Below are 23,619 nucleotides of genomic sequence, written 5' to 3' on the forward strand. Positions count from 1 at the left end.
AGCTCCTTTAGTTCAGCCGTTCACTTTTCCTGTTGCCGTATCCAGTCGGCGGCGGCCTCGATCACCCGGTCGCGCCCGGCCAGCAGGCTCTCGCGGGTCAGTTCGACCGGCTCGTCGGGCGTTACACCCGTCCCTTCGAGACGGGTGCCGTCGGCCGATAGAAAATCCGCAAACACGTACAGGAGCGCATCGCCGTTGGCGAGCTTTTCGGTCATCGCCGAGAGCGCCGCCCCCATCGACCGGGAGCCGAACACGCGCGCCCGCCCGATCGCCTGAAGGCCCCCCGAGAAGAACTCCGCGCTCGAGCCCGAGAGCCCGTCGATCAGCACCGCGACCCTGCCGTCGTAAGTCTCTGCGCGGGGGTTGATCACCATCTTGAGGTTTGACTCGCGGGTGGTCAGAGTGCCGATGAGCAGGTTTTTTTCGCTGACCATGAATCCGGCCAGACCCATGGCGATCCCGCCAATGCCACCGGGGTTGCCTCGCACATCAATAATCCACCCCGGGGCGTCGCGGTGGGCGGCCACAAATTCCTGGAAACGCCCCATCAGCATTCCCGGGTCGAAAAAGCAGTTGAAGGCAAAGTAGCCGATCCCCCCTTCAAGCGTCGCCGTGTCAATGGTCAGGTAGAACGGCGGGAGGTTGCCAAACACGGTGCGCTGTCCGACCCGTTCCGCCAGGACGAGGCTGTCGGTGACGAGGTTCCCGGAACTATCGCGGAAGGTCGCCGTCACCGTGTCGCCGACCTTGCCGGCGAGGCGGTTGAGCACGGCGGTGGCGGCATAGATGGGATAGCGGATATGGTCCGCGTACTGCTCCTGCAGCGGCGCCAACACTTCCGTCACCTTGTCGCCGCCGGCCGTGACCACTTCCCAGCCCGGCCGGATCCCAGCCTCGGCGGCGGGTGTTTCCGGCCGCACGCGCGCCACCAGCGCCGCACCGCCGACCACCCGGACCACCATTCCGGTGACCCCCGCCTGGTCCACCGGGTTGTCCGGGATGTCCATGGTGGAGAGAATCTCGCCCGGGAGAATTTCAAAATGGCTCAGCCCGAGGCGGTGAATCATCTCCGCCAGCAGCACCCGGACATCGGCCATGGTTTCGCAGGTGTCCAGCTTCGGCCGCAGTTCGATCCTCAAGCCCGGCCAGTCGACGCCCCCGAACGTGGTATCGTAGTGGCGGTCGTAGACAATCTGCCACACCTGGTCGAACGACTGCTCGCACAGGCGGCGCTGCTCGGGTGTGAGCTGATCGCCGCCATCGGCGGCCGCCGCGGGCAGGCAAAACGCCAGCGCCGCCAGGACACAGAACGCCCGCACTCGCTTCATCGTGTCATCTCCTCATGTGACATATTACGCGGCCCACGGCCGGGTATTCGACCGGAGCAGCGGCCGCACCGAAACCGCTCCGGGCCGATTTCAGGTTGTCTAAATGTCAACCTCCACGCCCCGGTCCCGCAGCGCCTGCACCTGGCCGTTGGTGGAGGGGTCGGGGATGGGATTGAATTTGAGATAGACGGCATCCCCTTGCCCCACGCCGCCGTTGTCGACCAGCGGCTGGAGGTCGGTGATCGCATTGTAGTTCAAGTGAATGATGCGGAGGTTGGCCAGGTTACGCAGCGGCGACAGGTCGACAATGTTGTTTCCCGGCAAGTAGATATCCTGAAGCGCGGCGTGGCCGGCCAGGGGCGCGAGGTTTGTGATCGAATTGTTGGCCAGCGTCAGATCGCGAAGCTGGGGGAACCGGCCCGAGAGGAAGCCGATATCGCTCAGGTTGTTGCCGCCGAGACGGAGAAGCTCCAGCTTCTCCAGACCGTAGAGCGGCGAGAGGTCGGCGACCGACACATAGTCGAGGCTGAGTTGCGTCAGGTTTCCGAGTCCGGCCAGCGGCGCCAGAGTCGCCAAAGGGTTTTGCGAGAGCGCGAGATCCCGCAGACCGGTCAGCCCGGCCAGCGGGCTGACATCGCTGATGTCGTTGCCGACTGCGTTCAGCGAGACCAGCGCCGGCAGTCCGGCCACCGGCGACAAGTCCGTGATGTTGTTGCCGAGGAGGTGGAGAAAGGCGAGCGAGGTGAAATATTCCACCCCCGTGATGTCGGCGATGTGCTGCTCATTGGCGTTCAATTCGCCGATCGTGTCGACGTCGGAAGAGTGAATGTCCCCGGTCGGCTTATGGATATGCTCGCGGACGACCCGCTCGAAGGCCGTATCCTCGAAAGCGACGACAAGCTCGGCCGGAATGTGCACGCGGCAGCAATTCGATAGGCCGCTCGCGTTGCCGGCCTCATCGATCGTCTTCATCGCGAAGTAGTAGATGCTGTCGGAGAGCAGATCGTCCACCACCACCGTCTGCGGCTGTCCGGCGACGCCGGGAGATACGATGTCGGCCAGCGGGACTGCCCAGACGAAAGTGGCGTCGGTGATGGTGTCGGCGGACGCGCGCAGGTCGTAGGCATTCGCAATCCCCGTCAGGCCGTCGTCCCCCGGCGCGGTCCACCCGAGCACGACTGAACCGGTGGTGACCGTCAGCGCCCGCAGGTCGGTGATCGCCGCCGGGGCGGTGAGGTCGTCCTCCCCGCCGTTGTCGCCGTCATCGGTGGCGTTCTTCGAACAGGCCAGGGCCAGGCAGACCAACCCGATGACCGCCGGCCACAGTACTCTCATGCGCTTCATGTCCGACCTCCTGAATCAAAACCTGCGCGCCCTCGGACCGGCCGGCCGGTTGAGTCAACCGCCGGGGATCCTCGTGGACCATGGCGGTAATGTACCGCGCCGTCCCTGACAGTGTCAACGGCGAACTGGGGGCTCGATCGCGCGCCTCACAGCGACAGCCGCTGGAAGGCCATCAGCTTGTTCGCATACTCGACGTTCTGCGCCACCACAGGGATGCCGGTAGCGCGCTTGACGCTGCCGGGCCCGGCGTTGTACGCGACGCCGGCGAGCAGGAGAACGTGGGCTTCGTCGGAGAGGTTGAGATCCCGCTTCACGCCGCGGGCGAGCATGGCGAGGTAGCGCACGACCAGGTCGTCGGCCACCGCCGGGTCGAACCGGGCGTCGTAGGCCCGGCGCGCCTCCGGCGTGAGGGCGAACATGCGCCGCCGGAAGCTCTCCATCGTGGTGGCGTGGAGCAGATCGTAGTCCTCTCTGAGGGTCTCCGCCTCGGCCCGCTGGGCCCGCGCCCCCGCGTCGTCGCCTTCCTGAAAAGCCGCCACCGCCTCGCTCATCTTTCGCTGGAACGCTCCGCGGAGCCGCAAGACCTCGTCCTGATCGGCGAACACGTCGGCTTCGGGGAGCGCGGCGCCCAACTCTCGCGCGGTGGTGTGCATGAGTTGCGCCGCACCCGCCGCAAAGGAGGACGAGATAGCGTCGTCGGCAAAGCCCGATTCGATGGCCAGCACCTTGGCGGCCAGCACCGGCGGAATCGGGTAAATCCCCGCGTGTCTGGCACAGGCCGCCCGGAGGCGGGGAAGATGTTCGCGCGCCTGCGGCAGCTCCCGGAGGATCTTCTGCAGGTCCCGGTCGTTATCCAGCGCGCCCGCCGTCGAATCGGCGCTCGCCGAGTCCTGCGGGACCAGCGCCCCAAGCGTCTCCGGAAGCAGCAGCGCGGTCGCGCAGGCAGCAAGGAACATCCGACGGTCGGTTGTCAAGGTCATGATCTCCGTTCTCTTCCGCCGCCGAGTCAGCCTCGGCGGCCGCCGTTCAGTGTGGCTGCGTTCTTCCGATGTTACGTCCGGGACGGCAATTGTCGCCATAAAACAGACCGGCGCCGGATTTTTGTGACAGTTTTTGTCGCCGCGCGGCCGGATTTTGCGTATAATCGGTCGGCGGACACATGGGCGCTGGGAAAACCGTCGCCCGCTCGCGGCTGTCGGAGGATCTCGTGAGAGTATTCAAATCGCTCGTTATCTGGTCGTTTGGAGCAATGCTCCTGGCGCCGTTCGTTTCGCCCCGGGCCGCCCGGCCCGAGCCGGTTCCCTCCGACACCGCGGCCCGCCTGGAACCTCGGTCGGTGACCAGCGGGCTTTTCCTGGCCGCCGTATTTCCGGGCCCCTTCATACACGGCGCCGGCAACTATTACGCGGGCGCCCCGGCGGCCGGCGCGGTCATGACGGTCGCGGAAATCGTCGGCGCCGGGGCGATCATAGCCGGCTTCGCCTCGGGCGGCCTGGACTTGTTCGATAACGAGGAGGACGATGAGACCGGCGAGGCGCTCATGGCCGGCGGCCTCGTGCTTTTCTGGGGCTCCTGGCTTGCCGACATCGCCACCACCCCCTTCCAGGTGCACCGCTACAACCGCCGCCTTGCCCAGCGCGGAATGGTGTTCGGGGTTTACGCGGCGCCTCCCGCACAGGGCCGCCCGCCCGCTTTCGGGGTCACAATCCGATTCTGAGTAAGCGCCCTGCTTCAGGAATGCGGAACTCTCCCCGGTGGGAGCGTCACCGCCCGAGGATGCGGGCGGGAAGCGTCAGCACCGCCCGGAGCAGCTCCAGCACGCCGTCGACCGCCGCCCCGACCACGCGGAACGGCAGCAGGAGGAGCCAGACGATCGGGTAGAGCACGAGCGCGAGGAGCGCCAGCGGCCACGCCACAGCCAGCAGAATCAACCACAGAAGGAAAGTCGCCATATCATCGCCTCCGAACACCGGTACGCGCCGGGCCGGAGAAAGATTCGCCCCCCTCTCACCGGGTTTCGACAAAAGCGTCGATTTCGGTCCAGATCCGTCCGATCACGTGCTCGGCCGCTTGCTCAACCGGAAGCGACATCTCGGTCCCCGGTGCGCAGGTATCGGCCTCGATACCGAAAACGATAAGCTGGGGGGGCATCTGACCCATGGCCGCGGCGAGCGCCAGGGCGTCGACCACGCTGAAGGCGTGCGTGGAGTAGCGGCAGAACAAATCCTCGGGGATCGGCTCCCGGAGGGCGTCGAAGCGGTGCACCGTGCCGGCCTCGCGGCCGGAGACGGCGCAATCGACGAGGATCACGAAATCAGCCCGGTTCCACAAGTCGAGGAGATCAAGCGCGTCGGCCACCCCGATCATGACCCCCACTCCGGGCCGTCCGGCCGCCTCGACCCGCCGGGCGACATACAGGCCAACCCGGTCATCCGATCGAAAGTCGTTGCCCAGACCGATCACCAGGATGCGGGGCGCGGCGGCCATACCTCCTCACTCGCGAATGATGCGCAGCTTGAGGAAGTGGCAGGAGCACGAAATGCACGGGTCGTAGTTGCGCACCACCTGCTCGCACTGCCAGGTGAGATCCTCCTGCGACAGGTGGAGGTTGCGTTCGACGAAGTGCAGGAGGTCGTCTTCCACGGCCTTCTGGTTCTGCGAGGTGGGGGGGACGATGCGCGCCGAGAGGATCAGCCCGTGGCCGTTGAGCGTGTACTGGTGCAGGAGCATGCCGCGCGGCGCCTCGGTCGCCCAGGCGGCCGTGCCCGCCCGCGGGGGGACCGGAATCGCCGGCTGCGCCGGCGGCTGGTAGCGCTCGATGAGGCGGAGGGCCTCCCAGCAGGCGAAGACGAGCTCGACGCTGCGGACGATGATGCTCTTGAAGGGGTTGCGACAGGTCGGGCCGAGCCCGGCCTCCCGGGCCGCCCGCTGCGCGATCTCCGGCAGTTGGCCGTAATTCAGGCTGTACCGCGCCAGCGGTCCCACGAGGTAGTGGCCGCGCTCGATCACCCGCGCGTGCAGCGAGGTCGAGTGCTTGACGTGCTCCTCTTCGAAGTACTTGAAGAAATCGTTGAAGGGGATGTCGATACCCCGGTTCGAGACGATCCGCCCCTCGGTGATGGCGTACTCCTCGGGGTGCCGGATGGCCACCATCTCGTAGTCCGGCTCAAAATCCGGGAACGACAACCCGGCCGTCCACTTGACCGTCTCCAGCGAGGCTTCCAGCGCCCACTCGAGATCCTTCTTGAGCGCGAGCACGGCCGCCCGCGAGGGCACGCTGTAGAACCCACCGGTGCGGATATTGATGGGGTGGATTTCCCGCCCGCCCAGCAGCACCATGACGTCGTTGCCGATCTTCTTCAGGCGCAGCCCGCGCTTGACGATGTCGGGGTAGTCGGCGGCCATGTGGATGCCGCTCGCGTAGCCAAGGAAGTCGGGGGCGTGCAGCAGGTAGACGTGGAGAGCGTGCGACTCGATCCACTCGCCGAGGAACAAGAGGCGGCGCAGATCGCGCAGCGGACCCTCGACGGCCGCCCCGCAGATCGCCTCCATCGCCTGGGCCGAGCTCATCTGGTAGGCCACCGGGCAGATGCCGCAGATGCGGGCGGTGATGTCCGGCGCCTCGGAGAACCGCCGGTTGCGGAGGAAGGCTTCGAAGAACCGCGGGGGCTCGAAGATGTTGAAGCGGACCTCGGTCACCTTGTCCTGCTTGACCCGGACCGTCAGCCCGCCCTCCCCCTCGACCCGCGCGAGCATGTCCACCGTGATCGTTCTATTTTTCATGCGCTTCGCTCTCTTTCCGGAATGGCTCCGCGTACGCGTTGTACTGGCGGAACGTGCGGACTATGTCGTCGCTCGACATCTGCTGCTCCTTGAACCAGTTCGCCAGCGACGACGGATTGGGGGTCTCCTTCGGTCCGAAACAGCCGAAGCAGCCGCGGTTGTAGCTCGGGCAGAGGGCGTCGCACCCGGCCTGGGTGACCGGGCCGAGGCAGGCGAGCCCTTGGGAGACCATGACGCAGACGGTCCCGCGCCGCTTGCACTCGAGGCAGACGGAGTAGGGGGGGACGTTGGGCTTGCGGCCGTTGAGGAGGGCATTGACGACCTCGAGGAGCTGGTACTTGCTGATCGGGCAGCCGCGGAGCTCGAAATCGACGTGGACGTGGTCGGCGATCGCGGTCGACTTGCGCAGCGTTTCGATATACTCCGGGCGCGCGTAGACGGCCGGGATGTAGGTGCGGATTTCGGCGAAATTGCGGAGCGCCTGGATCCCGCCGGAGGTCGCGCAGGCGCCGATGGCAATGAGCAGTTTCGATGCCCGGCGCACCTTGTGGATCCGTTCGGCGTCGTGGGGCGTCGTGATCGACCCCTCGACCAGCGATACATCGTAGGGCCCGGGGACCACTTCGCGCGAGGCCTCGAGGAAGTTGGCGATCTCCACCGCCCCGGTTATCGCCAGCAGTTCATCCTCGAGTTCCAGCAGACTCAGCTGGCAGCCGTCGCACGAGGCGAACTTCCACACTGCGAGTTTCGGTTTGACTGACTTCGCCATAATGTCATATCTCCCGCTGCGTAAAGAGCGGTTTTACGCGGTCCAGGCGGAACACCGGCCCGTCCTTGCACACGAACAGCGACCCCGTCTGGCAGTGGCCGCACAGGCCGATTCCGCATTTCATGTTGCGCTCCATCGACACGTAGATCTGCTCGTCAGCCAGCCCGCGCTTGGACAGCGCCAGCGCCGTGAACCGCATCATCACCTCCGGCCCGCACGCCATCGCCAGGCAGTTGGCCGCGTCGAACGTCACCTTCGGAACCAGCGTCGTCACCACGCCGACATTCCCCGTCCACTGCCCCATGCCGCGGTCAACCGTGGTCAGCACCTCGATCTCGGGCCGGGCTCCCCACTGCGCGAGCATTTTCGGATAGAGCACGTCGTCCGGCGTCCGCGCGCCGTACAGCAGGATCACCTTGCCGTACCGCTTGCGGTGCTTGAGGAGATGGTAGAGCGCGGGGCGCAGCGGCGCCAGTCCGATCCCGCCCGCCACCACCACCACGTCGCGCCCCTTCGCCTCCTCGACCGGCCAGGCGGTGCCGTAGGGACCGCGCACCCCGATCACGTCGCCCTTGCGCAGCTTCTGCATCTGTTTCGTGACCGACCCGACCGCGCGCGTCGTGTGAATGAGGGCCCGGGGTTTGGCCGGATCGCCGGATATCGATATCGGGACTTCTCCCACCCCGTAGACATAGAGCATGTTGAACTGACCGGGGAGGAAGGCGAACCCGTTCCCCTCCTCGGTCGGCGCCAGCTCCAGCGTAAAGGTATCGTAGGTCTCCTTGACCACCCGCCCGATGCGATAGGGCTGCCCGAGCATGGGATCGAGGAGGGCCGGAGACTCGGCTGCGGCATTTGTCTTAGTGATGGCCATATACATCCAGGAGCTGCATGCGCGTGGCGTCGAGCCGTTCGGCGATGACGGTGACGAACCGGCGCATGACTTCGTATCCCAGTTCATGGTCGCTGGCGAACCTCTCGCGCAGGCACTTGCCGTCGAACACGATCGCCCGCGTTGTTTCGACCGCCCGCGCGTCAAAATGCCACCGGTAGGGAGGCACCAGCCAGGACCACCCCAGCACCTCGCCCGCCTCCCGGCTCTGAATGGCTACCGGTCCGCGGTGCGGCACGTGCGTCTCCACCAGCACTTTGCCCTGGCGGATCACGTAGAACTTGTCCGCCGCTTCGCCCTCCCGGAACAGAAACTCCCCTTTCGGGAACACCGTGTTGGCGGCACACCCGCAGATAATCGCGTTGTGCGCAGGCGAGAGGTCTTTGAAGAAGGAGTGCTCCGACAGAATTTTCTCAAGGGTCTCCATAGGTTCCTCCTGACTCAGGTATGCGCTTCCGCGCGCTGGAGGCTGTGTGCGAATACTCGGGCTTCTTCCGTTATATCTATGCCCACCGGGCACCAGGTGATACAGCGGCCGCAGCCGACGCATCCGAAGGTGCCGAACTGATCGACCCACGAGGCCAGCTTGTGCGTCATCCACTGCCGGTACCGGGAGTAGGGCGAGGGCCGGATGCTCCCGCCGAAGATGTACGAAAAATCGACGGTGAAACAGCTGTCCCACTTGCGCACCCGCTGGGCCTTCTCCCCCCCGAGAGCGGTCCAGTCCTCGACCGTCGTGCAGAAACAGGTCGGGCAGACCATGGTGCAGTTGCCGCAGGTGAGGCAGCGCGCGGCGATCTCCGCCCAGTGCGGGTGTTCGACCGCCTTTTCCATGCGGGCTTTCAGACCGTCCGTGTCCAACTGCCTTCCCATGTGGTGGGCGGCATCGGCCGTCGCCCGCGCCGCCTCCTGCCGGTCGCTCTCGCCCGCCGGGGGCGCCGCCAGTTCGGCGAGCACCGCCTCTCCCTCGACCGTACCGGCCTCGGCGATGAAGACGTGCCGGCCATTCGCCGACAGCTCCGTCAGCACGATGTCGTAGCCGCTGCGGGCCTCCGGGCCGGTCCCCATCGAGCCGCAGAAACAGGTCCCGCCGGGCCGGGTGCAGTTGACGGCGACGAGAAACAGGTTCTCGCGCTGGCGCCGGTAGAGCGGGTCGGCGTACGGTCCCGCGGTGAACACTTTGTCCTGGATCGCGATGGCGGCCAGCTCGCATGGCCGGACGCCGATGAACGCCCGCCGGGGCGGCGGCTCCGCCGCCGGCGCGGTCCGGAAACCCTCCGCGCTGCGCTCCGCCTCCCAGAGCGTCGCCGTCGGCAGGTGCAGATACTTCTTCCACGACCCCTGGCCGACGACGTAACCGAAGACCGCGGCCGTTCCCGTGTGCGTGAGCCGATAGGTTCCGCCCTCCTGATGGTCGGTCCATCCGAGCGGCAGGTCCTCGACCCGCTGAATGTCATCGTACACGATGCCGCCATTTCTGACGGTCGGGCCCAGCAAGCGGTGACCGCGCCGGGCGAGCGCATCGAAAAGAGCCTGGAGATGACTCCGCTCAATGACGCGCGGCTGATAGGTATGGTGTGTCTGTGTCGACATTGTGATTTTTTTCACATATACTCCGACCGCAATCTACATCCGCTTCCCCGGGTGTCAAGCGAAAAGTGCGCCCCCGTCCCGAAAATCGGCGCGCCCGGCGGACGGGGCGGTCCCGATCGGTCTTGACAAACCGCGCCCCGCATGGTATACAAACTAGTTAAACGTCCACATATTCTTCGAGGGTGTGTGAACCCCGTCCCGCGGCGCTCGCTCTGGGGTCGCCCCGAAGTGCCGTCAGACGACACACGTGAGCGATGGCGAAGGCCCCTGGCCTGCGATGGCGGATTACTGCAGCCGTGCTCCTGGCGGCCCTGTTGCCCCTGGCGTTGGCCGGCTTTGGCGCCTGGATCGTTTTCGGCAGCCTCTTTGAGCAGCGTTCTCTGGAGTCGCTCCGCGGGCTCGTTCGGGCGCACGCCCGCACTATAGACGCCGACCTTTCCGAGCACATCCGTCTCCTGCAGGTGCTGGCGGCCTCGCAGACGCGCACGCGTTTGGCCGACGATGCGCAACTCGACACCCTTCTGGCCGAACTCAACCGCGCCGGCGACAACAGCTTCACCGACCTGGGAGTCATCGACGCCGAGGGGGACCACCTCGCCTATGCCGGTCCCTTCGACCTCAAGGGCCGCAACTATCGCGGGGACGAGTGGTTCGGCGAGGCCATGGAGCGCGGCGTTTCCCTCAGCGATGTTTTCCTCGGATTTCGCGGCGCGCCCCACTGCGTGATTGCGGTACGGGCCGGGAATGCCGCCGAGGGTTTCTGGATTCTCCGCGGCACGATCAACTCGGCGCGGTTCGACACGTTGGTGCAGGCGGGCAAGTGCAACGGCGGCGACGCCTACATCGTCAGCCGCCGCGGGCTCTACCAGACTGCGTCGCGGCGCGGCGCCCTTCTGGACACGGCGCGCGGCATCCCGCTTGTTCCCCACGAGGGCGCGGCGGACTACCGGGCCACCCTGGCCGGGACCGACCTCATCCTGCTCACCGCCTGGCTCCAGTCGGGGCGCTGGCTGCTGGTGGTCGAGCAGGACCGCACGGCGCTGCGCGCCCCGGTCAACCAGGCGATCACCCGGGGGGCGCAGGTTGTGCTCATCGCCGTCCTCATCCTCATCGTCACGACCGTCATCGCCACCCGCCACCTCTGCCGTCAGATCGACCGCGCCAATGCGCAGCGCGAGGAGCTGTCGCGCGCGTTTGTCCGCTCGGCCCGCCTAGCCTCGATCGGGGAGCTGGCCACCGGCCTCGCCCACGAAATCAACAACCCGCTGGCGGTGATCAGCGCCGAGCACACCAATCTCGCCGACCTGCTCCGCGCGAGTGACCTGCCGGAACCGACCCGCGGCGACCTGCTCGAGTCGGTCGAGCGCTGCCGCCGCCAGGTGCAGCGCTGCGCCGGCATCACGCGCAAGATGCTCCAGTTCGGCCGCCGCCGCGAAGCCGCGCCCGAACCGACCGACATCACCCCGCGTCTCCAGGAGATCATCGCCCTGCTCCGCCGTCGCGCGGGTGTTCGCAACGTCGCTCTCCATCTCGAGACGGCGGCCGGGCTCCGGCCGGTGCTGGTTGACCCCATCGAGTTCGAACAGGTCATCGTCAACCTCATCAATAACGCGGTTGACGCGCTGCCCGGCGGCGGCGACGTCTGGGTTCGCGCCGGCGCCGCCGGCGACCGCCTCCGCATCGAGGTCGCCGACAACGGCGTCGGCATCCCGGCCGACACGCTCGAACGCATTTTCGAACCCTTCTACACCACCAAACCGGTCGGCCAGGGGACCGGCCTCGGGCTGTCCGTGTGCTACGGCCTGGTCGGCGAGTGGGGCGGGCGTATCACCGCCGAGAGCGCCGTCGGCCGCGGCACCACCATGCGGGTGGAGCTGCCGCTCCCGCACCCCGACAATTCCACCGCGAGACCATAGAGGGATCCACATGCACAACCCGTATCAGATGATCCGCGTGCTTTTGGTCGACGATGAGCGGGATTTCCTCGCGTCGACCGCCCAGGCGCTGACCCGCCGCGGCTTCCGGGTCACCACCGCCGACAGCGGCACGGCCGCGCTCCGCCTGCTGGAGGGGGACTTCTTCGACGCCGTCGTGCTCGACGTGAAGATGCCCGACGTTGACGGCCTGGAGGTCTTCCGGCAGGTCCACGGCCTGCGGCCGCAGCTCCCGGTCATTCTCCTCACCGGCTACGCCTCGGCCGCGCAGGCGGCGGCCGCCGCCGAATCCGGCGTCGCCGTCTACCTCGCCAAACCGTGCGAGATCGGCGACCTGGTGGAGCATATCCGGAACGCCCTCGGCGCGCGCCGGGTGGTCGATGAAAACGGTTTCGAGTCCGCCGCCATGGAGGAAGTCAGCGTGCTCCTGGTCGACGACGAGGACGAGCTCATCGCCGCGCTTTCGCCGGTGCTGCGCCGGCGGGGCATGACGGTCAGCGCGGCCTCCGGCGGCGAGGAGGCGCTCCGCGTTCTGCGCGAGTCGTTCGTCGACGTCGTCGTGCTCGATCTCAAGATGCCGGGCATGGACGGCCTCGCGGCGCTCCGCCACATGAAGCGGGAGTTCCCCGACGTCGAGATTGTCATCATGACCGGCCACCCCTCGGCGGATTCGGCGGTCCAGACGATCAAGGCGGGCGCGAGCGAGTACCTCATGAAACCGCCGGACACCGATGAACTCGTGGGGGCGATCCGCAAAGTCTTCCGCCGGCGCCGCCAGCGCCTCGAACAAAAACAGCAGCGCCTCATCGACGAGGTCCGGAAGCGCTATCCCGAGTGACCGCCGGCGTTGCGGATTCGGCGGCCCCGTCTCTCTCACGAAAAAAAATGCCGCCGGCAGGGTAGTTTGGCCGACGGCACTGTGGAGGAACCAAGTACACAAATAGAGCGCGAGCCCTATTTCCTGATGTAACGGTTCTTGGGTGCAATGAACAGGCGCCGGCCGTGGAGCGTGCCGGCGTCCGTTCCCTGGTTTATCTCTCTCTCGCTGGTCTCCTTCCTTCGCTTGGTCTCCGGTCTTCCGTTTAACGTATTCGCGTTTCGATAGTCGCTTCTTTCGCTACCGGTTGTCGGTCAGCCGCCGCAGGTACGCGGGCACGGTCCGGTCGGTGTCGGCAAACATCGGCACGCGCGGTTTCCCCTTGCCGTTGCCGTTGCCGTTGCCGTTGCCGCCGCGGTCGCCGTACTCGGGGACGCCGGCCGCGGCCAGCACTTCTTCCGGCTCGGCCGCGGGCGCCGGTTCCGGGGGCCGCGCGACGGCGCTCTCGGGAAAGAGCGAGATCGGCGCGCCCGAGGGGACTTCGCGCGCCGCCCGCTCCCGCTCGTCCTTCTCGACCTGGGCGCGCTTGGTCTCGACACCGCCGAACCCGGTGGCGATGACGGTCACCCGCATCTCGTCGGCCATCGTCGGGTCGATCACCGCGCCGAAGATGATGTTGGCGTTGTTCCCCGCCGCCTCGTAGATGAGCGAGGTCGCGTTGTTGACGTCGAAAAGAGTCATGTCCTCGCCGCCGGTAACATTGATGAGGACGCCGCGGGCGCCGCTGATCGAGACGTTTTCCAGGAGCGGCGACGAGATCGCCTCCTGGGCCGCATCCACCGCTTTCTCCTCCCCCTTCCCCCAGCCCGTGCCCATGAGGGCGTCGCCGCGCTCGAGCATGACCGTGCGCACGTCGGCAAAATCGCAGTTGATCAGGCCGGGGATCGTGATGAGGTCGGAAATCCCCTTGGTCGCCTGGTGCAGCACCTCGTCCGCCACCTTGAAGGCGTCCGCGAGGGTGGTCTTGCGGTCGACAATCTGCAGGAGCCGCTCGTTGGGGATGGTGATGAGCGTATCGACCTTCGAGCGCAGCTCTTCCAGGCCGGTCTCGGCCCGGTTGATCCGGTGCGCCCCTTCGAAGCGGAACGGCTTGGTGACGATGGCCACCGTAAGCGCCCCGGCTTCCTTGGCCAGCTCGGCCACTACCGGCGCCGCCCCGGTGCCGGTGCCGCCGCCCATGCCGGCGGTGATGAAGACGAGGTTGGGGCGGCCGATCGCTTCGGCCACCTGGGCACGGCTCTCGTCGATCGCCCGCTTGCCCACGTCGGGATTGGCCCCGGCGCCGAGACCGCCCGTGAGCTCGATCCCGATCTGCACCTTCTTGTCCGCCCGGTTCGCATCGAGCACCTGGGCGTCCGTGTTGATGGCAATGAATTCTACGCCCTGCAGGCGGGCCTCGATCATCCGGTTGATCGCGTTCCCGCCTGCGCCGCCCACACCGACTACTTTGATGTTCGCGTAGCCGATGAAATCCTCGGCGAAATTGAAACTGTGTTTACCCTCAGCCATCGGTTCCTCCATGAGGCTGTTGTGTTAGAACTTATTGGAAATCCATTTCTCGAATTTCTTCAGCAAACCCCGCACTTTCCCCCGGGCCGTGCCGGCCAGTTCCGGTTCGTTGTGAAAGCCGTAGAGGAGCAGGCCGTGCGCGGTGGCGAAACAGGCGTTGTTCATCTCGTCGGGAATGCTCGTAAAACCGCGGATCTGCCCCGGCCGGACAGGGATGTCGAGGAGCTGCTCGGCCAGCGCGATCGTCCCCGGCAGCAGCGACCCGCCCCCCGTCAACACCACCCCGCCGGCGAGCATGTCGTCGACGTCCGCGCGGCGCAGCTCGCGGATCACCAGCGCGAGGATCTCCTCCATCCGGGGCTCGATGATCGAGGCGAGCACGTTGCGCGAGATTTCCTTGGCCTCGTGCCCGGCGGCGCTCTCGACCGGGATCATCTCTTCCGGGTCGACCTGCGAGGCGAGCGCCGCGCCGTGCGCGATCTTGAGCGACTCCGCCTGCTCCACCGTCGTGCGCAGGCCGATCGCGATATCGTTCGTCACGTTCCGCCCTCCGAGCGGCACCACCGCCGTGTGCCGGATCGCCCCGTCGTGGAAGATCGAGATGTTCGTCAGCTCCCCCCCGAGGTCGACCACCACCACCCCGTGCTCGGCCTCGTCGTCGGTCAGGATCGCTTCGGACAGGGCCAGCGATTCGAGCACGATATGGTCGGCGTCGAGCCCGCACCGTTCGAGCGCCCGGTAGATATTGCGCGCGGTCGTCACCGAGGCCGTCACGATGTGGGCCTCGACCTCCAGCCGCACGCCCGACATGCCGATGGGGTCCTTGATCCCCGTCTGGTCGTCGACCGAATACTCCTGCGGGATGACGTGGATGATTTCGCGGTCGACCGGGATGGCGATCCCGCGGGCTGCGTCGACCGCCTTGCGCACGTCGGCCGCGGTGATCTCGTTGTCGGCCCGGGTCACGGTCACCACGCCGTGCGAGTTGATCGACCGGATGTGTTCGCCGGCGATCCCGACCGTCACCCGGTCGATCACGGTGCCGGAGACGAGCGCGGCGTCATCCACGGCCTTGCGGACCGACCGCACGGTCCGCTCCATGTCGACGAGGACGCCGCGCCGGAGCCCCTCGGCCGGGGCTTGGCCGTGGCCGATGACGTAGATTCGCCCGTCGGTGTCCATCTCGGCGACCAGGCAGACCACCTTGGTGGTCCCGATGTCGAGGGCGGCTATGATGTTCTCGGTCGCCATCGCCGGTCAGTCTTTCGCCTCCTGGGTCGCGGCCTCGGCCTTGGCCCGCTCGCGGGCCGCTTCCGCCCGCCGCTCCATCTCCTCGTCGGAGAGTGCGCAGATGATCATGTTTTCGTAGCGCAGGTCCATGCGGATCACGCCGGAGAGGTCGGCATCGTAGCGGCCCGTGAATTCGACGAACCGGTCGAAATCCTCAAGCACGTGGTCGGGCCGCACCCGCAGGCGGTAGGGGAGTCCGGCGAACGTCACCTCCAGGTACTCGCGTTCGCCGAAATCGATCTCGTCCAACAGGCGGTAGAGGTCGGCGCGCGATTCGCGCAGGTCCTCGAGCTGGTCGATCACCGGCAGCACCCGCGGGTCGGCGCAGATCGAGTGGAGCGCCCCCGTCGTTAGGCCGGTGAACACCGGCTGCTCCCAGTTGATGTCCGGGGCGTCGAGCGCAATGAGGCGGGCCCGCCGGTTCAGCCCGAACAGCTTGCCCGTCTCCATCCCCACCACGAAACAGACGGGCCGGAACTCGTTGGTCCGGACATCGATCCCCCCCGGCAATTCGAACCGCACGTCGACTTTGTAGACGTCCTCGTCGGCCAGCAGCTTCTTCGCCAGCCGCTCGACCGGCTGGGCGGCGAGAGAGCCGGGGCGGAGCATCGCAAACTGCTGCCGCCAGTTCTCGACCGGCTTGCCGTCGACCGTCACCGCGCGCAGGCGGCAGGCATCGGTGAAATTGACCGTCACCGTGAGCCCCAGGCCGACCAGGAGGCCGGCGAGGGCGAACAACCGGTATTTTCTGCCGCTTATCCCCACCGCTCCCTCAGCGCCTCCAGAATGTTCTTCCGCTCCAGCGTGATGGAGCCGGCCCCCATGGTGATGACGATATCTCCCGGCTGCGCCCGCTGGACCACTTCCCGCGCCGCGTTCTGCCGCTCGCCGATGCAGGTGAATTGGCCGAGACCGCGCGCGGCGGCTTTCTCCCGGATCAGATCGGCCGTCACTCCCGGCATCGGCTTCTCCCGCGCCGGGTAGATGTCGACGAGCAGGCACTGGTCGGCGATGGCCAGCGCCTGCGCGAATTCATCGGCGAAATCCCGCGTCCGGCTGAACAGGTGCGGCTGGAAGACGACGATCACGCGCCGCCCGTACACGTCCCGCGCCGTGCGCAGGGTCGCTTCCACCTCGGTCGGGTGGTGGGCGTAGTCGTCGACCACCGTCACGCCGCCGGCCTCGCCGACGATCTCGAAGCGGCGCCCGACGCCGGTGAATCCGCGCAGACCGTCGGCGATCAGCTCGAACGGCACACCCAGTTCGGTGCAGGCGGCCGCCGCCGCGAGAGCGTTGGCGACGTTGTGGCGCCCCGGCACCCGCAGGAGGATGTCGCCGAGGTACTGCCCGCGCCGGTAGAGCGAGAAGACTGACCGTCCCGGCTCGAGCCGCACCTCCACCGCGCGGTAGTCCGCCTCGACGGAAAAGCCGAAGGTCACGTAGGGGCGCGCGAGGCGGTCGCGCATCTGCATGAGCTGCGCGTTGTCCGCCGACAGCACGACCGAGCCGAAGAAGGGCACGCGGTTCATATAGGTGAGGAAGGCGTGCCCGAGGTCATCCAGGCCGCGGTAGCAGTCGAGGTGGTCCGCCTCGAGGTTGGTCACCACCGCCATGGTCGGGAACATCGCGAGAAAGGACCGGTCGAATTCGTCGGCCTCGGCCACCAGGTACTCGCCTTCGCCGAGCGACGCCCCGGTGCCGAGCTCGGCGACGATTCCGCCGACGATGATGGTCGGCTTGAGCCCGCCGGACTGGAGGATGCGCCCGATCATCGAGGTCGTCGTCGTCTTGCCGTGGGTGCCCGCCACCCCGATGGAGTACTTCAGGCGCATCAGTTCGCCCAGCATTTCGGCCCGCTTGATCACGGGGATGCCGCGGCGGCGCGCCTCGACCACCTCCGGGTTGGCCTCGCCGACGGCGGACGAAATCACCACCACCTCGGCATCGCCGAGGTGCGCCGCGTCGTGCCCCTCATGGATGCGCAGGCCGCGTTCGGCCAAATAGCGGGTGAGGTCCGAGGCCGTCTGGTCGGAGCCGCTGATTTCGAAGCCGAGGTTGTGGAGGATCTCGGCGATCCCCGACATGCCGGAGCCGCCGATCCCGACGAAATACAGCTTGCGGATTTTTCCAAACATGAGTCTGTCGTTCGCAAAGGGTGCGATTTCTTTGGGTTTGGTGGTGACTGCCGTTTTCACGCCCGCGCCTTTCTCTCACGGTTGATGAGGTCGATGATGTCCTCGGCGATGATGTCCGTCGCCGGCCGTCCCTGACGCCGCGCGGACTCCAGTTTCTCTCTCATGGTCCGGTACTCGGCCGCCTCCAGCAGGTCGGCCGCCTCGGCGATCAAATCGTGCCGGGGAAGATCGTTTTCGTCGATCACCCGGGCGAGACCCGCGGCGGCGAGGTCGCGGGCGTTCTTGCGCTGGTGGTCTCCGGCCGCGTGGGGATAGGGGATGAGAATGGCCGGGATGGCGCAGGCGGCCAGCTCGGCCAGCGTGAGCGCCCCGGCCCGCGCGACGGCCAGGTCGGCCGCGGCATAGACCGCGGCCATGTCATGGGCAAACGGAAAGAGGGCGCAGCGCGCTGCCGTGCCGCCTGCCTTCGCAGAAACCTCCGTGTAATCCCTCTTTCCGGTCTGCCACAGAATCTGGCAGCCGTCCGCCGGCGCGCCGCCGGCGAGGCTCCGGAGCACCGCCTCGTTGATCGCCCGCGCTCCCTGGCTGCCGCCCAGCACGAGGATCGTTTTCTTGGCCGGGTCGAGCCCGAAGGCCGCCGCCGCCGCGGCGCGGTCGCCGCCGCTCAGCCCCCGCCGCACCGGGTTCCCGGTCGTGAGGACCTCCGCCTCCGTGCGGAGGTACTGCCGCGCGCCGTCGAACCCCAGGTAGATCTTGCGCGCGTGTTTCGCCCCCTGGCGCGTGGTGATGCCGGGGAAGGAATTCTGTTCCTGGAGCACGGTGGGTACGCCGCGCCAGCGGGCAGCTTTCAACACCGGCAGGGCGACATAGCCGCCCGTCCCCACCACCGCATCCGGCCGGAAGCGCCCGAGCAGGAGCCAGGCCCGGACGAGCGCGGTGACGAGCACGAACGGCACCAGCAGGTTGGCCGGCGACAGCGCGCGCACCAGTCCACGGACGTTGATAACGTGGAGGGGATAGCCGAGGGCGTCGCGCATCCGGTACTCCAGGCCGCGCCGCGTGCCGACAAAGAGAATCTCCACCGGGGCCGTCCCCGCAAGCAGCTCGCGGACGCGGTCAGCGATCGCAATCGCCGGGAAGAGGTGCCCTCCCGTCCCGCCGCCCGCGAACACCAGCCGGTACTCCTGCGTCCGCCCCGTCATTGCTTCGCCCTCCCCACCATCCGCCGCGACAGGTTGAGCAGGACGCCGATAGTTATGCTCGTGATGAGGAGCGATGAGCCGCCGTAGGAAATGAAGGGCAGCGGCAACCCGGTGACCGGCATGAGGCTCGTCACCACCGCGACATTGACCGCGATATTGATGAACAGCGACAGCACCACGCCGCTCGCCAGCAGGAACCCGAACCGGTCCGGCTGGTCGGCCGCAATCTTGAAGCCCCGGTAGAGAATGAACCCCAAAAGCGACAGCAGCAGGAGCAGCCCCACGAGCCCGATCTCCTCGCCGGCGGCGGCGAAGATGAAGTCGGTGTGCGGGTAGGGCAGGAAGAAGTGTTTCTGCCGCCCGTCGCCGAGCCCGACGCCGAAAATCCCGCCCGCCCCCAGCGTGAGCGCCGCCTGCTTCGACTGGTAGCTCCCCGCCAGCGGATCCATGACCGAGGCGAGGAAGTCCATCACGCGGGCCTTTTTGTACCCGATCACGAACACCAGCAGGGCCGCCCCGCCCATCGCCGGCAGAGCCGCGTAGGCGATGTGCTTGATCTTCGCCCCCGCCAAGAAGAACAGCCCCACCGCCGTCGCGAATATCACCATCGACATCCCGAGATCCGGCTCCAGCACGATCAGCACCAGCCCCGCCCCGAGCATCGGCCCGTAGGGCATCCACACCTGCTTGAGCTTCGTCACGTCGCGGTTGCGGTTGGCCAGGGAGAAGGCGAGGAAGTAGATCATGACGAACTTGAACAGCTCGGCGGGCTGGAGGGTGAGGGGTCCGAGGAAGAGCCAGCGATGCGAGCCGTTCCGCGCCGGCATGAGAAAGACCAGCGCCAGCAGCCCGAGGGTGAGCACGAACAGCAGCCACGACCACACCGCCCACCGCTGGAGATCGATGCGGCAGACCAGCCAGATCGCGGCGAGCGAAATAATCGCCCAGACGAACTGCCGCCCGATAAAGTGCAGGTGCGAGCCGAACCGGCTCTCCGCCAGCATCGACGAGGTCGAGTAGACGAGCACCATTCCCGCCACCACCGCGACGAGGTAGGCGATCAGCAGCTTCTCATCGTAGCCGCCCTTAAGGAGCAACCGGGTTGTGGTTTTTCTTACCATTTTTCAATTGTGCGACCGCCTCCTTGAAGGCCCGGCCGCGGTGTTCATAGTTGTCGAACATGTCGAAACTGGCGCAGGCGGGCGAGAGCAGGACGGTCTCCCCGGGGCGCGCCTGCGCAAAACACTTCTGCACCGCCTCCTCGAGAGTGTCGGCGAACTGCACCGGGAATTCCCGGCCCAGCGCCCGGAAGATCTTCTCCCGGGCCTCCCCGATCGCCACCACGCCGCGCACCTTTCCCCGGGCCAGCGGCGCGAGCGGCTCATAGGGCGCGCCCTTGTCGCGCCCGCCGAGAATCAGGTAGACCGGCGTGTCCACCGACTGCAGCGCGAAACAGACCGAATCCACGTTCGTCGCCTTGGAGTCGTTGATGAAATGCACGCCCGCGACGCTCGGCACCCGCTCGAGCCGGTGCTCGACGCCCGGGAACGTGCGCAGGACCCCGGCGAGTACGGCGGCCTCGACGCCGAACACGGTCGCCATCACCGTCGCCGCCGCCGCGTTCTGCAGGTTGTGGGGCCCCGGGATGAGGATATCGCGGGCCGGGATGACCGGCTCCTCGGCCCGGTCTTTGCGGCGCCAGAGCACCCCCGCGCGCACGAACGCGCCCGCCTCGGTCGCGTCCCCCGTCGTGAAATACACCCGCGCCGCCCGCGTGGCGATCCGCTCGCCGGACGTCACCGGATCGTCGAGATTCGTCACCAGCACGTCGTCGGGACCCTGGTTCTCGGTGATCCGGTACTTCGTCCGCTTGTACTCCTCCATCGTCCCGTGCCGGTCGAGGTGGTCCGCGGTGATATTGAGAATCGCGGCCACGGCCGGGCGGAAATCGGCGATCGTCTCGAGCTGGAAGTTCGACACCTCCACGACCGCCACCCCGTCGGGCGGCACGCTCGAGGCCGCTTCGGCGAAGGGCCGGCCGATGTTGCCGCAAATGCAGGTCGGGCGGCCCGCCGCCGCGAACATCTCCCCCGCCAGCGTCGTCGTGGTCGTCTTGCCGTTGGATCCGGTGATCGCGACGATACGCCCGCGGCAGAACCACGAGGCGAATTCGATCTCCGAGAAGAGCGGAATCCCCCGCTCGCGGATCCGCCGGGCGATCTCCGCGGAGAGCGGGATGCCGGGGGAGATCACGGCGTAGTCGCTCTGCAGGATCCGGTCGCTGTGGCCGTCGGTCTCGAACGGCACGCCCGACTTCTCAAGCTGGGCGCAGGCGGGCGCGAGCGCCTCGCGCCGGCCGCTGTCGGTGACGAAGGGGATGCCGCCCATTTCTTTGGCCAGCAGCGCCGCCGCCAGCCCGGACCGGGCCATCCCGATCACCCCGACCTTGCGTCCGCGTATCCTTTCTTCCCGCGTCATTGTCCTACCGCACTTTCAGGGTCGCCAGCGTGGCCAGCGTGCAGAGCGCCCCGATAATCCAGAACCGCACCACCACCTTCTCCTCCGGCCAACCGAGCAGCTCGAAATGGTGGTGGATCGGCGCCATCTTGAACACCCGCTTGCCTCCCCGGTAGCGGTATGAGAGCACCTGGATGATCACCGACAGCACTTCGACGACGAACACGCCGCCGACAATCACCAGGAGCAGTTCTTTCTTGAGCATGATGGCGATCGCGCCGAGCGCGCCGCCGAGAGCGAGCGACCCGGTGTCCCCCATGAAGACCTCGGCCGGGTGCGAGTTGAACCACAGGAACCCGAGGGCCGACCCGATCGCCGCCCCGCAGAACACGGTCAGCTCGCCGGCGCCCGGAAGGTACTCGATCTGGAGGTAGCTCGAGAAATCGAGCCGCCCGGTGAGATAGGCGATCCCGCCGAAAGCGAGGAAGGCCAGTCCGGACAGCCCGATCGCCAGCCCGTCCGCCCCGTCGGTCAGGTTCACCGCGTTCGAGGCGCCGGTGAGCACGAGGATCATCCACGGGATGTACAGGACGCCGAGGTCGAGCATGTAGTTTTTGAAGAACGGGATCCCGGTCATCCCGTCGTAGAGACCGTTCGGGGCCACCCACAGCAGGAGGCCTCCGAACACGAGCCCGAGCCCCACCTGCCCCATGAACTTCTTGCGCGCCACCATTCCGTTGCGCTGGTGCTTGAGGGCCTTGCTGTAGTCGTCGAGGTAGCCCAGCAGTCCCAGCCACGCCGTCACCAGCAGCGCCATCAGCACGTAGAAATTCGTCAGATCCGACCAGAGCAGGGTGGGGATAATGATCCCCGACACAATGATGAGCCCGCCCATGGTCGGCGTTCCGGCTTTCTTCTGGTGCGACGCCGGCCCTTCCGCCCGGATCCTCTCCTTCACCTGGTGCTTGCGCAGGAGCCCGATGAAGAACGGCCCGAGGATGAGGCAGATGAAGATCGCCGTCGCCATCGCCCCGGCCGTCCGAAACGTGATATACCGGAACAGGTTGAGCCCCGACACCTGGTGCGCCAGTGGATAGAGCAGGTGGTAGAGCATTACAGAACCTCCTCACCCGGTTCGCCCAGGCCGTTGAGAACCGCTTCCAGGCCGATCCCCCGCGAGGCCTTCAGGTACACCAGGTCGTTTTTCTGCACGATGGCGGCGATCTCTTTCGCGCACCCCGCCGCGTCGGCACAGTGCCGCAGGCGCCCCCGGTCGGCCCCGGACGCGACCGCTCCCTCGAGCGTCTCGCGCGAGCGCGGCCCGACCAGCACCGCCAGGTCGAACGGGTAGCGCGCCAGCACGGCGCCGCTCTCCCGATGGTAGCGGGGCGATTCGGGGCCGAGCTCCAGCATGTCGCCGAGCACGACCACGCGCCGCCCGGCGGTCGGGAGGGCGAAGAACCCCGCCAGGCCCGCCCTGACGTTTTCGGGGTTGGCGTTGTAGCAATCCACGAGCACCCGCACGCCCCCGCGCGCGACCAACTGCCCCCGCATCGGCGCCGACGCCAATTCTATCTGCGCCGTCTCCACGCCGTCAAACCGGTAGCCTAGCGACCGGAACAGGGCGTAGGCGCAGGTCAGGTTGTACACCTGGTGCTTCCCGACCAGCGGCATCCGGAACGTCCGCCCCTCGAGCACGACCGTCATCATCCCCGCGTCGTCGATCCCCCAGGCGTCCGGCCGGAAATCCGCGGCGCGGTCGAGGGCGAAGGTCACGTAATCGGACCGCACCTTCTTCGCCTCGGCCGCGAGCACGGGGTCGTCGGCGTTGATCACCGCCGGCGCGCCCGGCCGCGCCCCCCGTACGAGCTCCAGCTTGGCCTGCGCCACCGCCTCAACCGTTCCGAGGAACTCCAGGTGGGTCGCGCTCACGTTCGTGATCGCCACCGCATCGGGCTGCACGATCTCCGCCAGGCGGGGCATTTCGACGTCGGTCGAAATCCCCATCTCCATTACCGCCGCCCGGCAGTCCGCGGGAATCCGGAAAATAGCCAACGGCACGCCGTAGAGGTTGTTGAGGTTGCCCGGCGACCGGTAGGCGCGCGGCTCCACCGCGGCGAGAAGCCGGTAGGTGAGTTCCTTGGTTGTGGTTTTCCCATTCGACCCGGTGATCCCGACGAAGCGCGCCGCGACCGTGTGCCGGTAGTGGCGGGCCAGGGCAATCATCGCCTCGTGCGTGTGCGGGACCGTAATCACCGGGGTGTCGCCCGCAAGCCGCGCCAGCTCGGGGTGGTCGAACTCGGCCAGAATACCGGCCGCGCCGCGCTCGAGCGCCTGCGCGACGAACTCATGACCATCGTGCTTCTCCCCCCGGATGGCCACATACAGCTCGCCGGCCGCGAGCGTCCGGGTGTCGATGGAGACGCCCCGGAAGGAGGCGGTGCGGTCCGCGGCCCGGTGGACGCGTCCGCCAGTGATGGCGGCCAGTTGATCGAAACGCAACTTT

General features: G+C 67.2%; 21 protein-coding genes and 1 pseudogene. 3 read left to right on the forward strand and 19 right to left on the reverse strand.

Annotation, left to right across the window (positions count from 1 at the left end; genetic code table 11):
• Nucleotides 1-20 precede the first annotated feature (20 nt).
• From KA261_09090 to KA261_09100, 3 genes are all read right to left on the reverse strand, one after another.
• Nucleotides 21-1,328: a hypothetical protein gene (locus KA261_09090; GenBank protein ID MBP7697952.1), complete on the reverse strand. Its 1,308-nt coding sequence runs from the start codon at nt 1,326-1,328 to the stop codon at nt 21-23.
• A gap of 99 nt (nt 1,329-1,427) precedes the next feature.
• Entirely contained in the window at nt 1,428-2,672 is a 1,245-nt protein-coding gene (locus KA261_09095; GenBank protein MBP7697953.1) for a leucine-rich repeat domain-containing protein, read from the reverse strand.
• Nucleotides 2,673-2,818: 146 nt separating this feature from the next.
• The gene (locus KA261_09100; protein ID MBP7697954.1) at nt 2,819-3,652 is read right to left on the reverse strand and encodes a transglycosylase SLT domain-containing protein; all 834 of its coding nucleotides are present in this window, start codon (nt 3,650-3,652) and stop codon (nt 2,819-2,821) included.
• Nucleotides 3,653-3,831: 179 nt separating this feature from the next.
• Between KA261_09100 and KA261_09105 the strand changes: the two genes are divergently transcribed.
• Nucleotides 3,832-4,389 (forward strand): hypothetical protein, encoded by a 558-nt coding sequence (locus KA261_09105; protein ID MBP7697955.1) that lies wholly within the window; start codon nt 3,832-3,834, stop codon nt 4,387-4,389.
• A gap of 46 nt (nt 4,390-4,435) precedes the next feature.
• On the opposite strand, the gene KA261_09110 is transcribed toward KA261_09105, so the two are convergent.
• Genes KA261_09110 through KA261_09140 form a run of 7 tightly spaced genes read right to left on the reverse strand, consistent with a single transcriptional unit; the run spans nt 4,436 to nt 9,709 of the window.
• On the reverse strand, nt 4,436-4,624 hold the full coding sequence (locus tag KA261_09110; protein ID MBP7697956.1) for a hypothetical protein: 189 nt from the start codon (nt 4,622-4,624) through the stop codon (nt 4,436-4,438).
• A 55-nt stretch (nt 4,625-4,679) separates the two neighbouring features.
• Complete coding sequence (locus tag KA261_09115; protein MBP7697957.1) at nt 4,680-5,159, reverse strand: hydrogenase maturation protease; 480 nt, start codon at nt 5,157-5,159, stop codon at nt 4,680-4,682.
• A 6-nt stretch (nt 5,160-5,165) separates the two neighbouring features.
• On the reverse strand, nt 5,166-6,455 hold the full coding sequence (locus KA261_09120; GenBank protein ID MBP7697958.1) for a nickel-dependent hydrogenase large subunit: 1,290 nt from the start codon (nt 6,453-6,455) through the stop codon (nt 5,166-5,168).
• Nucleotides 6,445-7,224, reverse strand: a complete 780-nt coding sequence (locus KA261_09125) for an oxidoreductase (GenBank protein MBP7697959.1) — start codon at nt 7,222-7,224, stop codon at nt 6,445-6,447. Before KA261_09125 ends, KA261_09120 begins: the two co-directional genes overlap by 11 nt.
• A gap of 4 nt (nt 7,225-7,228) precedes the next feature.
• A complete protein-coding gene (locus KA261_09130) occupies nt 7,229-8,098 on the reverse strand; it encodes an FAD/NAD(P)-binding protein (protein ID MBP7697960.1) in 870 nt (289 codons plus the stop codon).
• Entirely contained in the window at nt 8,085-8,543 is a 459-nt protein-coding gene (locus KA261_09135; protein ID MBP7697961.1) for a cyclic nucleotide-binding domain-containing protein, read from the reverse strand. Before KA261_09135 ends, KA261_09130 begins: the two co-directional genes overlap by 14 nt.
• 14 nt (nt 8,544-8,557) lie before the next feature.
• The gene (locus KA261_09140; GenBank protein MBP7697962.1) at nt 8,558-9,709 is read right to left on the reverse strand and encodes a 4Fe-4S dicluster domain-containing protein; all 1,152 of its coding nucleotides are present in this window, start codon (nt 9,707-9,709) and stop codon (nt 8,558-8,560) included.
• Nucleotides 9,710-9,963: 254 nt separating this feature from the next.
• Here KA261_09140 and KA261_09145 point away from each other — a divergent pair, with 254 nt between their 5' ends.
• Nucleotides 9,964-11,625 carry a hypothetical protein gene (locus KA261_09145; GenBank protein MBP7697963.1) on the forward strand — a complete coding sequence of 554 codons (1,662 nt, stop codon included), beginning with the start codon at nt 9,964-9,966 and terminating at the stop codon, nt 11,623-11,625.
• Between the two features lie 10 nt (nt 11,626-11,635).
• Nucleotides 11,636-12,481, forward strand: coding sequence for a response regulator (locus tag KA261_09150; GenBank protein MBP7697964.1), 846 nt, complete (start codon nt 11,636-11,638; stop codon nt 12,479-12,481).
• A 531-nt stretch (nt 12,482-13,012) separates the two neighbouring features.
• Here the strand turns inward: KA261_09150 and ftsZ are convergent.
• The 9 genes and pseudogenes from ftsZ to KA261_09195 form a co-directional block, all read right to left on the reverse strand.
• Nucleotides 13,013-14,029, reverse strand: a pseudogene (gene ftsZ / locus KA261_09155) (cell division protein FtsZ).
• 24 nt (nt 14,030-14,053) lie between these two features.
• Complete coding sequence (ftsA, locus tag KA261_09160; GenBank protein ID MBP7697965.1) at nt 14,054-15,280, reverse strand: cell division protein FtsA; 1,227 nt, start codon at nt 15,278-15,280, stop codon at nt 14,054-14,056.
• Between the two features lie 6 nt (nt 15,281-15,286).
• Entirely contained in the window at nt 15,287-16,084 is a 798-nt protein-coding gene (locus KA261_09165; GenBank protein ID MBP7697966.1) for a hypothetical protein, read from the reverse strand.
• Nucleotides 16,075-17,454: a UDP-N-acetylmuramate--L-alanine ligase gene (locus KA261_09170; GenBank protein ID MBP7697967.1), complete on the reverse strand. Its 1,380-nt coding sequence runs from the start codon at nt 17,452-17,454 to the stop codon at nt 16,075-16,077. The genes KA261_09165 and KA261_09170 overlap by 10 nt, the downstream gene beginning before the upstream one ends.
• A gap of 56 nt (nt 17,455-17,510) precedes the next feature.
• On the reverse strand, nt 17,511-18,656 hold the full coding sequence (gene murG / locus KA261_09175; protein MBP7697968.1) for an undecaprenyldiphospho-muramoylpentapeptide beta-N-acetylglucosaminyltransferase: 1,146 nt from the start codon (nt 18,654-18,656) through the stop codon (nt 17,511-17,513).
• On the reverse strand, nt 18,653-19,777 hold the full coding sequence (gene ftsW, locus KA261_09180; GenBank protein ID MBP7697969.1) for a putative lipid II flippase FtsW: 1,125 nt from the start codon (nt 19,775-19,777) through the stop codon (nt 18,653-18,655). The genes murG and ftsW overlap by 4 nt, the downstream gene beginning before the upstream one ends.
• Nucleotides 19,743-21,134 carry a UDP-N-acetylmuramoyl-L-alanine--D-glutamate ligase gene (gene murD, locus KA261_09185; protein ID MBP7697970.1) on the reverse strand — a complete coding sequence of 464 codons (1,392 nt, stop codon included), beginning with the start codon at nt 21,132-21,134 and terminating at the stop codon, nt 19,743-19,745. The genes ftsW and murD overlap by 35 nt, the downstream gene beginning before the upstream one ends.
• Before the next feature lie 4 nt (nt 21,135-21,138).
• Nucleotides 21,139-22,227, reverse strand: coding sequence for a phospho-N-acetylmuramoyl-pentapeptide-transferase (locus KA261_09190; protein MBP7697971.1), 1,089 nt, complete (start codon nt 22,225-22,227; stop codon nt 21,139-21,141).
• Complete coding sequence (locus KA261_09195) at nt 22,227-23,615, reverse strand: UDP-N-acetylmuramoyl-tripeptide--D-alanyl-D-alanine ligase (protein ID MBP7697972.1); 1,389 nt, start codon at nt 23,613-23,615, stop codon at nt 22,227-22,229. The genes KA261_09190 and KA261_09195 overlap by 1 nt, the downstream gene beginning before the upstream one ends.
• Nucleotides 23,616-23,619 lie beyond the last annotated feature (4 nt).

It is taken from the genome of Candidatus Zixiibacteriota bacterium, from assembly GCA_017999435.1.
GTDB lineage: Bacteria > Zixibacteria > MSB-5A5 > GN15 > FEB-12 > JAGNLV01.